At 31.1% G+C, this 12,758-nt stretch carries 12 protein-coding genes; 3 read left to right on the forward strand and 9 right to left on the reverse strand.

Annotated features, from left to right (window positions below; translation table 11 throughout):
- Positions 1-8: 8 nt before the first annotated feature.
- Positions 9-1,148 (forward strand): glycosyltransferase, encoded by a 1,140-nt coding sequence (locus Q0893_RS10505; protein WP_299275261.1) that lies wholly within the window; start codon positions 9-11, stop codon positions 1,146-1,148.
- Here Q0893_RS10505 and Q0893_RS10510 read toward each other — a convergent pair.
- The 5 genes from Q0893_RS10510 to Q0893_RS10530 are packed head-to-tail and all read right to left on the reverse strand — an operon-like array spanning position 1,145 to position 6,409.
- Complete coding sequence (locus Q0893_RS10510; protein WP_299275265.1) at positions 1,145-1,711, reverse strand: acyltransferase; 567 nt, start codon at positions 1,709-1,711, stop codon at positions 1,145-1,147. The two genes, Q0893_RS10505 and Q0893_RS10510, sit on opposite strands and share 4 nt — an antisense overlap.
- Positions 1,704-3,017, reverse strand: a complete 1,314-nt coding sequence (locus Q0893_RS10515) for an O-antigen translocase (protein WP_299275268.1) — start codon at positions 3,015-3,017, stop codon at positions 1,704-1,706. Before Q0893_RS10515 ends, Q0893_RS10510 begins: the two co-directional genes overlap by 8 nt.
- A gap of 40 nt (positions 3,018-3,057) precedes the next feature.
- The gene (locus Q0893_RS10520; RefSeq protein WP_299275272.1) at positions 3,058-4,359 is read right to left on the reverse strand and encodes an O-antigen translocase; all 1,302 of its coding nucleotides are present in this window, start codon (positions 4,357-4,359) and stop codon (positions 3,058-3,060) included.
- Positions 4,360-5,463 carry a DegT/DnrJ/EryC1/StrS aminotransferase family protein gene (locus Q0893_RS10525; protein WP_299275275.1) on the reverse strand — a complete coding sequence of 368 codons (1,104 nt, stop codon included), beginning with the start codon at positions 5,461-5,463 and terminating at the stop codon, positions 4,360-4,362.
- A complete protein-coding gene (locus Q0893_RS10530; protein WP_299275278.1) occupies positions 5,456-6,409 on the reverse strand; it encodes a GNAT family N-acetyltransferase in 954 nt (317 codons plus the stop codon). Before Q0893_RS10530 ends, Q0893_RS10525 begins: the two co-directional genes overlap by 8 nt.
- 172 nt (positions 6,410-6,581) lie before the next feature.
- Here Q0893_RS10530 and Q0893_RS10535 point away from each other — a divergent pair, with 172 nt between their 5' ends.
- Complete coding sequence (locus Q0893_RS10535) at positions 6,582-7,895, forward strand: hypothetical protein (RefSeq protein ID WP_298902673.1); 1,314 nt, start codon at positions 6,582-6,584, stop codon at positions 7,893-7,895.
- Positions 7,879-9,039 (forward strand): glycosyltransferase family 2 protein, encoded by a 1,161-nt coding sequence (locus tag Q0893_RS10540; RefSeq protein WP_298902671.1) that lies wholly within the window; start codon positions 7,879-7,881, stop codon positions 9,037-9,039. The genes Q0893_RS10535 and Q0893_RS10540 overlap by 17 nt, the downstream gene beginning before the upstream one ends.
- A gap of 15 nt (positions 9,040-9,054) precedes the next feature.
- Here Q0893_RS10540 and Q0893_RS10545 read toward each other — a convergent pair whose 3' ends face one another.
- From Q0893_RS10545 to Q0893_RS10560, 4 genes are all read right to left on the reverse strand, one after another.
- Positions 9,055-9,609 (reverse strand): methyltransferase domain-containing protein, encoded by a 555-nt coding sequence (locus Q0893_RS10545; protein ID WP_298902670.1) that lies wholly within the window; start codon positions 9,607-9,609, stop codon positions 9,055-9,057.
- A gap of 66 nt (positions 9,610-9,675) precedes the next feature.
- The gene (locus tag Q0893_RS10550) at positions 9,676-10,983 is read right to left on the reverse strand and encodes a hypothetical protein (RefSeq protein WP_299275284.1); all 1,308 of its coding nucleotides are present in this window, start codon (positions 10,981-10,983) and stop codon (positions 9,676-9,678) included.
- Between the two features lie 166 nt (positions 10,984-11,149).
- Positions 11,150-12,544, reverse strand: coding sequence for a class I SAM-dependent methyltransferase (locus Q0893_RS10555; protein ID WP_299275286.1), 1,395 nt, complete (start codon positions 12,542-12,544; stop codon positions 11,150-11,152).
- A complete protein-coding gene (locus tag Q0893_RS10560; protein WP_299275289.1) occupies positions 12,528-12,752 on the reverse strand; it encodes a hypothetical protein in 225 nt (74 codons plus the stop codon). The genes Q0893_RS10555 and Q0893_RS10560 overlap by 17 nt, the downstream gene beginning before the upstream one ends.
- Positions 12,753-12,758 lie beyond the last annotated feature (6 nt).

Below are 12,758 nucleotides of genomic sequence, written 5' to 3' on the forward strand. Positions count from 1 at the left end.
TATTTTTTATGCGAATATTGTTGGTTGGAGAATATAGTAGGCTACATAATTCTTTAAAAGAAGGTCTTACTAAATTAGGTCATGATGTGGTTATCGTTGGAAATGGTGATGGGTTTAAAAACTATCCTGTTGATATTTTCGTAGACCATTCGTTTCATAAACCTCTACTCAAAAAATTAAAAGTCGCTTTTTATAAACTTACATCGATTGATTTAGGTTCTATTGAAGTTTATTTAAAAGCACTTTATCATTTCAAAAAGATGAAGGGATTTGATGTGGTTCAGCTAATTAATGAGTCACCATTAGTAATTCAAGCCAAGTATGAGAAACGGTTTATCAAACGTTTACTTAAGCATAATAAGAAGTTGTTTTTGCTATCGTGCGGTATTGACCACCAATGTATGACATTTATGATGGATGGGAAATTTAGATACAGTATCATGAGTCCTTATTTAGCAGATGAATCTCTTCATAAACTTTATAAATTTCAGCTTCAATATTTAAACCCAGAATTTACCAATTTACATCATTTCATTTACAAACATGCTAATGGAATCATTGCTACAGACATGGATTATCATTTGCCTTTATTAGGACATTCTAAATATTTGGGCTTAATCCCTAATGCCATAAACACTGAAAAAATAAAATGTATTCCATTTTCTATTGATGGGAAAATTAAAATTTTCCATGGTGTGAATAAAAGTGCTGTTGTCAAAAAAGGAAACAAATACTTCGAAGAGGCATTAAAAATTATTGAACAAAAATATCCCGACAAAGTAGAGATCAAAACAACATATAGTATACCCTATGAGCAATACATTAAACTTTACGATGAATGTCATATCTTACTTGATCAAGCCTACGGATACGATCAAGGTTATAATGCTTTAGAAGCCATGGCCAAGGGCAAAGTTGTATTTACTGGTGCAGAAAAAGAATGGCTTGACTATTATGGATTGGAAAAAAACAAAGTAGCCATAAATGCAAAACCTGAGGTAGACAGCTTAGTTAAAAATTTAGAATGGCTCATCACTAACCCAGAGCAAATTATTAGTATTTCTAATAATGCCAGAGCGTTTATAGAAAAAGAACATAACTATATAAATATAGCAGGCAAATATGTTGATATCTGGAACAAAAATTAGTCTAGAGCATTAATGACAGATGCTGGGCAGCCCCCAATGATGACATTAGAAGGGAATGATTTTGTAACAATAGAACCAGCAGCAATTACAGTATTCTCTCCGATTGTAACTCCTTTTAAGATGGTAACATTATTACCAATAAATACATTATTTTCGATAGTGACTCTCTCAGGTTTCGGATCAGTTTCCAAACGTTTTTCTGGATGTAAATCATGAAAATTGCTATCACTAATTTGGCAATTGTAACCAATTAACACGTCATCTTTTATAATAATTGATTTCTCTGCAGTAATACTTATCGAGTTATTGCAGTTAACATTTTTTCCAATTTTTATTACAGCATTTTCATGTCGCGCCTCCAAATAAGCATACGTGTTATAGAAAAATGGAGAATTGGTTACTCCAAATTTAACATTTTCATCAAGGCAAATTTTACCTTTACCTCTAATGACAACAGGCTGCAAAGCAATATAAGTTCCTTCTACATCAGTATTGTTAGAAAAACTAGAATAGATTAGTTTTCTTAGTCTCATATATAAATTAGCAGCTATGCGTTTAATCATGGTTTTCTTTTAGTGTATTGAATTTACCAAAGAGTGACTTTCTAAATATAAACAACAATATAGCAAAATGAATAAGATAAGACACAAAATGTGCTTTAACTACTCCTATCAAACCGTAATAGTCAATACATATTATACTTGTTACTAATATTGTAGCAATAGCCAAAGTTTCAACAATAATATAGTGCCAAACCATTTTTTTAGCAATAAACTGGTAGGATATCACTAAAGAAAGTACTTTTATAAAATCACCTAAAAGCTGCCATAAAAACAAGTCTGTAACTGGCTGAAAGTCTTTATCAAAAACGAGGTTAATAATAAAACTTCTCAAAAAGTATATAATAACGAGACCTACAAAAAACAGAGGCACTATCGTTTTATAAAAAGAAAACACTTCTTTTCTAAACCCCATACTCGTATTAATTTGCGAAAAGCGTGGTAGGATATATAAGGTAATTAGCGACGTCACAAACATTAGATAATAATTAGAAATCCTTTGCATCGCAACCCAGAATCCTGCTTGGCTTTCACCATAATCATCTATAATATAATTTCTAATAAATACACTCACAAGAGGTAAAACAGTAGCTGAAAACAAAGCCATTATTGTAAATGCACCTAAATTTTTAATATGTACTACAGCTATTTTCTTTAATGAAATTAATCTAAAATATTTCCAGAGATCAGACGCACTAACTAAAGTTATCAAGAACAATACGATCTCAACAATTAAGATAGACAACAACGCACCTTTAAGCTGAAACTTCCATATAAGTAGGACATTGAGGAGTAATCCTATAATTTGAGCTACGATTGTTATGTGTAATATTTGCTTGAACCTCGATAAGCCATTTAAAATTGAAAACATGACTGTTTTAAATGCATAGAGAGGTAAAACAACACCCAGAAATCTAATAATGTAGGCATAATCATTATCTGATGTAAAAATAATGTCATTAAGAGTTTGAGCATTAAAATAAACAAAAAAAGATATGATTATTAAAGCCCCTAGAATACAGTAAAACACTGTAGACACTATTTTACCTAACTCTATGATGTTATCTCTAAACTCGGCAACATACTTTACAATACCGTTACCAAGTCCTAAGGTTGAAAATGCTTTTCCTGAGTTTATAACATCGTGTAAGTTTCCAATGTAAGCTAATCCATTTGGTCCAATAAAAATAGCCAAAAGTTTAGAAGTTATAAGTCCTGAAAAAATCCTTAACGCAACAGAAACAGAGTTTATCGATGCTATTTTAAGAAGTAAATTATTATTTATAAGATGCTTTAGTCTCTGTTTCATTATAAAGTAACTCTCTATAAAAATACACTATTTATGTATATCATTTATCTTCTTGCGGAATAATTCCAAATAAGGACGATCCAAAAATAAGCAAGACAATACCAAAGTGCATTAAGTAACTTAAGAAATGTGCTATGACCGCACCTTCAACTCCAAAAACATCAATGAGGTAAATACTAGAAATATATAGCATTATCACCAAGAACACTTCAATTATAATAAAGTGCGTAAACATTTTCTTTGCCAAAAATTGATAGGCAATAACAATTGATAATACTTTGACAAAATCTCCTAGGAGTTGCCATAAAAACAAATCTTCTACAGGTTTAAATTCGTCGGAAAAGATAAGCGGTACAATGAGTGGTTTTAAAAAGTAGAGCAGTATAAGACCAGCTCCAAAAATAGGCATCACCGATTTATAAAAGCCAAAAACCTCTTTTCTAAATTCTTTTTTACTATCAATTTCGCTAAACCTTGGAACAATATATAAGGTAATAACAGAGGTAATAAACATCAAATAATAGTTTGATATTCTATTCATAGCCTCCCAATAACCAGCCTCCTTTATACCTACTTCAGAAATAATATAATTACGTATAAATATGGAAATCACAGGCAATGCAATTGCAGTAACCAGTGCCATTGCCGCATAAGGCCCAAACGATTTCAGAATATCAAAACTGATATGATCTGTTTTAATATAAGTCATTAAATTTCGCCTATTAATAATACCTACTAAGGTGATTAAAAATATAAGAGAAGGTGCAATTACAGCTGCTATTAATGCGCCGTCAATATGGTTTTGATAAATTAAAAGTAATGTAATGAGTAAGCCTAAAATTTGACCAATGATGTTAATAATGAGTAGCATCTTGTAATTTGAAAACCCATTCATTATTGAAAAACTCATCATATTCAATGCATAAAACGGCAGAGCTAAAGCCATTATTTTTATGATATAGGCAAAATTATAGTTTGAAGAAAACAAAAAATCGTTTACAAACTGCGCATTATAATAACATAGAAACGATACGATTAGAGTAGAAAAAAAACACAGATAATAAGCCGTAGATAAGGTTTGGCTTAGTTTTATACTATCGTCTTTAAATTTTGCGATGGTTTTAACAACGCCATTGTAGGACCCTAAAATAGACACCGATTGTGACGCACTTAAAAAATTCCTCAGATTTCCAATAAGCGCCATACCTTCCACACCAATAAATATAGCAATAGCCTTTGATGTTAAAATGCCAGCTATGATTTTGGTGACAATCGTTGCCGAATTAAGGTGTGCAACTTTAAACAATACATTAGTGTTAATGTATTTTATTAAGTTTTTCAATTAATAAAGGTTTAGGGCATTAATAATTGTTTCAATCTCATCATTAGTCATTACAGGACTCATTGGAATACTTACAACGGTCTCATGTATCGCTTCTGTGATTGGCAAATATAAAGATTTATATTGCAATAGTGCCTTTTGTTTATGTGGAGCAATAGGATAGTGAATAAGATAACCTATCTGAGCTTTTTCTAAATAATTGGTAAAATCTTCTCTGTTTTGCACACGTACTACGAACACATGAAACACGTGGTTAGACGATAAATCATAATACGGCAGCTCTATTTTAGGGTTATTAATTCCTTCTAAATAGCATTTCGCTATGTCCTGGCGCCTTTTATTATCGTCATCTAGGTCATCAAGTTTAACATTTAAGAATAGAGCTTGTAACTCATCTAATCTACTATTAACACCTATAATCTCATTGATATACTTTTTAGAACTTCCATAGTTATGTAATAATGAGATACAGTTGGCAAGTTGTTCGTCATTAGTTGTCACAGCCCCAGCATCACCCAAAGCCCCAAGGTTTTTTGTAGGATAGAAGCTAAACCCAGCTGCATCAGATAGATTTCCTGCTTTTTGTTCTTCGGAAATAGACACAGCCCCATGAGCTTGGGCAGCGTCTTCGATAACTAATAACTTATTAACCTTAGCGATTTTATTTATAGCTGTCATATCTGCCAATTGACCATATAAATGAACGGCAAGGATTGCTTTGGTTTTAGTCGAAATATGCTTTTCAATCTCTGTTGGAGATATATTGTAGGTCTTTTCATCAGGTTCAACAAAAACTGGCTCCAATCCAGAATTTATAACCGCTAATAACGACGCGATGTACGTATTAGCAGGAACAATAACTTGATCTCCCTGAGTTAATTTACCAAGTTCTATATAGGCTTTAAATATTAAAGTAAGTGCATCCAAACCATTGCCAACACCAATACAATATTTGGTATTACAGTACTCGGCAAAGTTCTTTTCAAAAGATTTTACACTAGAGCCTTTTATATAGTATCCAGAATTTAAGAACGTTTTGAACTTTGAAGTAAACGCCTCTTCATATCTCGAATTAATCTTGTTTAAGTCTAAAAATTTAATCATTTATCGTCACTTTCATTATCTCCTGAAAACAGGTATCACAACCAAATTCTTGTTTTTGCTTTAACATGCCAGAGCTATAACCTAACTGAGAATCATTACTAACAGTACCCATAGAAAAGTATTGCTTCCCTTCATCTCTATATTTATAAATTAAATATACAAAAAGCATATCCAAAGCATTGAGTCGCTCTCCTTCGGCAGTAGCAATGCCATATTGAGACTTCACAACGTTTCCTTTATTGAAAATGGTTATTCCAGCAAGAACTTCATCATCTCTATAAACATTATATTGCAAAATTTCCTTCTTAAATTGCTCCCGCAAGTATTTTATTTCAGATAAGCTATGTACAGGTTTCGAGTTGTGCTTTTCTTTTAATCGAGGCACCAAAATAGTATTCCAAAATACATCAAACTCTGCTTCACCTTCTCTTATGGTCAAGCCATTACTATTTAGCTTTTTATATCTCTTAATCTTTGTTTTATGAATTTTAAAATCTGAATTATAATCTATTGCCAAAACCATATGACTGGCAATAAGCTCTACATTTTCAAAACCTTCAACTTGATTTAGAACCTCAGACTGATATATTTTGGGCATTGTTTTTATGGTCATAAGTGTTATGCCTTCTTTAGACAAATAATCGACTAGCGCTTTATTTATTTTTTTTACACTATTAATATCCAAATCACTTAAATATACAAGCCCTCCATAGGTTAAACCTTGATGAGAATATAACAGATGATCTTTATGATTAGCTGGAAAAACCGCTACGAGATCATCCGTGTCATATATCATCAAGGAAAAATCATCAAAGCGATCTTGATGGTAATCCATGAAATTTCTTTTAAATAAAAACGTGGCGTTCTCCGACAGGTTTAAGAACTCATCCCAATCAGATTTGTATGTGCTATCATAGCGCTTTATGGTAATATCAGTTATCGTCATAACTCATTTCAAATATAGCAACAGGCTTTATATATTTTAAAATTGTAAACCACATTCAATGTTAAACATGTAAGTTAAGTTCTATATTTTGGCTCAAATTACGATATTTTTAAATCTTAAAATCACTTTTTGGTTCGATTATTTTATATTTGATCAATTGTAAAACTGAATTTTGAGTTATAAGCGGGTACTTGATAAAAACCTATATCTGTGGGTTATTTATTTGATTGTTTTTTTATTTGTTGTCACCAATGACGCCATTTATTCTCCTGATACAAGAAGCTACATCAATGCTTTACCTTATAGACATTTAGGTTACGTTATCTTTTTAAAGGTTTTTAAATTTATCTTTAGTGGCTTTTTTGATCTAAGTGTCCTTATCTTTCAAGCGGCATTTACCTTAACTGCTGTACATCTGTTTTTAAAAAAAATATCTCAGATACTTAAAATTAATAGTATTGCACGAATTGCCCTGCTCATTATTTTGTTGTTTCCATTCTTCAAACCTTTATCGGTTGCCAATAATATATGTCCTGAAGGTATTAGTTATGGGTTATACTTGTTGTTCGTAGTTTATGGGTTAGAGATATTGTTTAATGAAAACCGTAAAAAATGGATTGCCTTTATCATAATATACTTGGCACTTACTCTTACTAGAGGGCAATTTATTTTAATGCCCTTCATCATTGCATTTGTATATATTTTTAATAATAAAAGCAAACGTCCAAGGCGATCAATCATTTTAAAATCTGCACTAATCATTAGTCTTCCTTTTTTTCTATCCTTAATAGATTCTACTTACCACAAGCTGAAAGATGGTATTTTTATGACGACCCCCTTTGGTTTTGTAGCGGCATCTGGCTCAGCATTTTATGTGTCTGAAAGTTCCGATATAGATAGTATAGAAAGCGTAAATGATAAAACAGTTTTCAAATTGTGCTACGCCAAACTATCGCAAGAAAAATTGCTACTTTCCCAGCAAGACAATGCTCAGTCTGACGCTTTAAATTACAATTATTTTCATAACAAGGTTCCAGAAATATGTAACCAAACCGTTCATTATTTAGGCAAAGATTTTTATTACCAAAAGGAAATACTAAATGAAAACAACACAAAATTAGCGCATGCTAAGGCGTATTATAATATTGAAAAAACATGCAGAAATATTACGTTAACTCTCATTAATAGTAATTTTAAAAAATGGATGCGTATTTATTATGCTAATATTTCACATGGTTTTTATTCTAGCGTCTTTTTTTTGTTAGTTCTTGGTGTTTTTCTTTTTAGTCTTATTAAATTTTTGTTTCATCCAGACAACAAACTCATACTCTTGTTATTTGTTTTATCTGCTTTTACTTTATCCAACGCTATGTTGATTGCTTTTGCTAGTCATTCAATTATAAGGTATCTCTTTTACAATTACGTTTTAATATTTATCTCAGTCATAATTTTAATTAAACTTTTAAAGCATGGAATCAAAAATTGAACTATCTATTGTAATGCCATGTTTAAATGAAGAGGAAACATTGGCTATCTGTATTTCTAAGGCCAAGAACTTTTTGCAAACTAATAACGTGGTTGGTGAAATTATAATTGCAGATAATGGCAGTACCGACAATTCTATAGCTATTGCAACGCGTCATAATGTTAGAATCATTAACGTAGAAGAAAAAGGCTATGGAAATGCTCTTAAAGGAGGGATAAAGGCCGCCGATGGTGCTTACATCATAATGGCTGATGCAGATGACAGTTATGATTTTGAAAAGTTAATGCCTTTTGTAGAAAAGCTAAGAGAAGGCTATGATTTGGTTATGGGTAATCGTTTTAAAGGAGGCATAAAAAAGGGAGCAATGCCTTTTTTACATAAATACTTAGGAAACCCAGTTTTATCCTTCATTGGTAGGCTTTTTTTTAAAATAAAAATAGGTGATTTCCATTGCGGATTAAGAGGGTTTTCGAAAACAGCATTTTCGAAAATGAACTTAAAAACAACAGGGATGGAGTTTGCGTCAGAAATGATTGTTAAATCAAAACTAAATAATCTTTCTATTACTGAGGTTCCAACAATTCTGCATAAAGACGGAAGAACTAGAGCCCCACATCTTAATACCTGGAGTGATGGCTGGAGACACTTGCGATTTTTATTGCTTTATAGTCCTAAATGGTTATTTCTTTACCCTAGTTTAATTTTATTCACCTTTGGTTTAATATCTTCTATTGCTCTTATTATAAAACCTATCGCTTACGAAAACATCATGTTTGATGTGCATACTTTGCTCTATACAGCGAGTATGACTCTTATAGGATTTCAATTTTTCGTTTTTTATGCATTGACCAAAATTTTTGCAGTTGAAAATGGTCTCTTACCTAAGAGTAAACGATACAATAATCTGTTTAAATATTTGAACTTAGAAAAAGGGCTTATAACAGGCGTGCTTTTATTCCTTTTTGGTATTATCTTAAGTATTAAAGGCCTCTTTTTTTGGGAATCTGTAAACTTTGGAAGCCTGGACCCTTCATATACTTTTCGAATAATTATACCTGCCGTGTTTACAATCCTATTTGGGATTCAAATTATTTTATTTAGTTTATTTTTTAGTATTCTTAGTTTAAAAAGTAAACCTGAATAATATAACAACGTCATGTTAGTTAATCTTTTCAAAAACAAATAAATTATTTAGACCCAACTGAAATTTTTTGTGAGTTAATAATTTAAATTGTCTAGAGTCTAACATGGTGTAAACTTCACTCGTCTTAAAACCATAATGTTCATCTAATGACATGCCATCAATCAACCTCATTTTTTTCAAAACCCATAAAATCTGATCTACAAAAGGTGAAGGAACTGTTATAATAATACGACCTGAAGTGTTCAAAAACCGAAAAAACTCAGCATTAAACAATTGCTGTTGCTCTCTTGGAATATGCTCTAATACGGCTAGCATAATTATACAATCAAAAGTTTCATTCTTTGGAATGTCATTTGGAAAAAAACCAGAAAACAAAAGGTGTTCATCTTTCTTTGTAGTCTCTTGTAATAAAGGATCTACGCCAATACTTGGCTGGATTTTCTTGTCTTTTAAAGCACTGAATAAATAACCATCAAAACACCCAATATCAAGTATTCTATCATTAGTTCTAACAAACTGACTTGCAACTTTTATTCTCCAATTTCGTAAAACTCTATCGACGTATTTCATTACTGATTTTGATGTTTGCTTTTGCTAAGATCTCTTAGGTTAAAATAATACAATTATAAGAGCTCATTATTTATGTTTTTCAAACGAAATATTACCTTCATTATCAATCACTTCATAAACACCAAAAGGTGTTTTCTCTTCTATGATCAAATAACTTTTATCATCCTGCAAATGATCTAAATAGGCTTCATTATCACTTAAATACGAAAATAATACTCTAAATAAATTTACTGAAGTCTTTATCTTATTATCATATTTCGGGATGTCTCCATTTGGCCATTTCACGGCTAAGGCAGAACCAAAAACAGAATATAATAAATCTCGGTCCAGAGTCTTTGCCCTAGATTGCGTTTGATAATCAAAGCCTACATAACCGCCATGATCTGCAACTATAATAACCAAACTATTAGCATCACCTTCATGAATTGAAGATACAACTTCTGTTAACCATGTATTGACTTCCTTTAAACGTTCTAAATACAAATATCGTTCTTCCTTTTTTCCTTTTGAGTATGATTTACTACTCGCTACATGCCAAGGCTTAATTTTCTCAATAAAATAGAAATTATTACTTGCATCATTTGCGTTAATAAGTGTCATTAGGTCAGATTTAATATCCTTATTCATATCAAATCCATTAGAAAAATATGATACGTCTTCATTCATAATATTACTGTAATCAAAGCCTAAATTTGACTTACCTAAAACAAAGTAAGGTTCTTGAATAAGTAAATGAGTTTTGTAATTATTATTCTTTAAAATAGTTAATACAGGGTTACTTTCTATAATTACTTTCCCGAAATCGTAAGTTTCGTTTTCTGCATTAGAACTAACCTTATAATAATGGTGTTTCATGGCTAATAAAGAACTATTCGAATATAGCGTTGATTCGTAATTACTCCTATAATCTCCATACAACTTAAATTCCTGGCTTCTCAAAAAAGAATTAAACGTACTATTATCGAAATTATAATAACCTTTATTAATCTCATTAAAACTTGGATAACCATCGACCTGAATTAAGTAAATATTTGGGGTTTTCTTAAATATTACAGACTCTATTTTATCAGGCTGTTCGACCCATTTATAAGAGGAAGTATTCCTTTCAATACACTTTGACACTAAAATAGAAAAAGAAATGATAGCCAATATATATTGAATAACAACAACTTTTTTTAAACTCTTATACATGAGAATTGCTAGTAACGCTGCAATAACAAAAACTAATAAGAGTAATTTTTTTTTAATCCCAACAGTAATTAGTACAATAAGAATTGTGAATAAACCAAAACTAATTAAAGGCAATACAAATTTATGGTAAGCACTAAATACAGATGTTTTTCTTATGATTTGATTAATGGCATAAAAAACCATTGTAGGAAGAATTAAAAATATTCCAGTAAAAAAAAGCAAGTGTTTAAAAGAACTAACTATATAAAAATGAGTATTGAAATAATGTAATAAGGGAAACAAACATGCGGCAATAAAAGTTAGAATGGGGTATTCCTTTTTATTATCTATAAACTCTAAAATATATTTTCTAGGATTTTTCAATAGTGTTCGCTTTAAAAAAATACATAACTCTTTGTGAATCCTTAATAATCTTTTTTTCTATTAAAGTGAAGTATTTAAGATAACAATCTTCAAAATGCTCAATAGTATAAAAATCAAAATGATCTTTAAATGCTCCTTTCGTAGCTAACAAGCGCTGCACCCAAGAATCTTTACGCTTCGGAAATTCTATAATAAGATATTTAGAAAAGCTAGCGAAAAACTCTGCCGACATCTCAAAAGGGATATTACCGCTTAAACTCATATGATGAATCACGGCTAAAGCCATGGTCACATCTGGAGCTAGGCTTTTAATACGTTTTAAGAATGAATCTCTTTCTTTATTATTAAAACCAATATTCGCTGAGGGGTTCAAAACATCAAACATAAATGGCAACATTGAGGCATCATTGTTCTTTTTCGTATATCGAAAATTGGCATCAACAGCATTATTATCAACGTCACAAACTAAAGTGAGTTCTAGATTTTGATTTATCTTTCTAACAAATGTCCCATCATTGCCTCCTATATCAATTAAAGTCTTGACATTAAGTTGTTGTACCCAATAATCTATAATCTCAGACTTTTGATCAAATGCCTTGGAAGCATAGTTGGTCTTATCATAGTAATTTCCCCATTCACTAGATTCTTTTAAAGACAGCTTTTTAATGTAGTCATAAAGGCTTCTTATAATATTTAACTGTGCTTTTTTTGATAGTTGCCCAACCTTATGCTTACCTTTATAGTCTTCATTATGCTTATCCTCATATTTCGCTAATAAGTGAATATTAGTGTACAAAAAAGGGTTCAATTTTGTTTTATATGGCAACATTGAAGATAGCATTTTCACAGGTATACCTTCCATAAAGGTATTCATAAATTTTAGTGATTCGGCTCCACAATATTTAGCCAATACCAATGGTCCAAAAAAATGAGATACAAACTGTTTATATGCTCTCCAAGGTGTGTTTTCTTGATAAAAATCGAATGACAACGTATCTATAAAAACCATCCGTCCTTGGTGAAATGTCACATTAAAAGACGAGGCATCTTTTAAAGAAAACCCATGTTCTAAAGCGAACTTTTGAATTTTCAAAGTGAGTAATGCCGCTTCTTTGTACATATCGAAACTCCATTCAAACGGATATGTAAAAAATGGTATTTGCTCAGGTTCAATAATTATTTCAGTATTGGAGCTAGACAGTTCTTTGTGATGAATTAATAGGCCCGCATCCTGTAATTTTTTAAAAAAATGAGAATCTTTAAGTGCTCTATACTGATCAAAATAGAGCGGTGAAATAGAGCGTTTTATTACGCCATGGTCATCAAAAATAAAACCAGAAGGATCTCTAAATGAAGATGAATGTCTATTGTTTATTGTCACTATGAGGTTTGCTTTCTATATCAGAATCTTTAATATCAATGTCGTCAAACACATCATTTTCTGGCTTAGCAATTCCTAAAAACGACTTTATTTTAAACATTAAATTTTTAGAAAACAACACAACTCCAGCAATTGCAGCAACAATGGCCTGAATAATCATCGCCCCCAACCCTGGATCAAAATATAAAACATGTATCATTTCTAACATAACGTA

Origin of the sequence: uncultured Psychroserpens sp., assembly GCF_947494225.1 — a bacterium.
In the GTDB taxonomy this organism is placed as follows: Bacteria; Bacteroidota; Bacteroidia; order Flavobacteriales; family Flavobacteriaceae; genus Psychroserpens.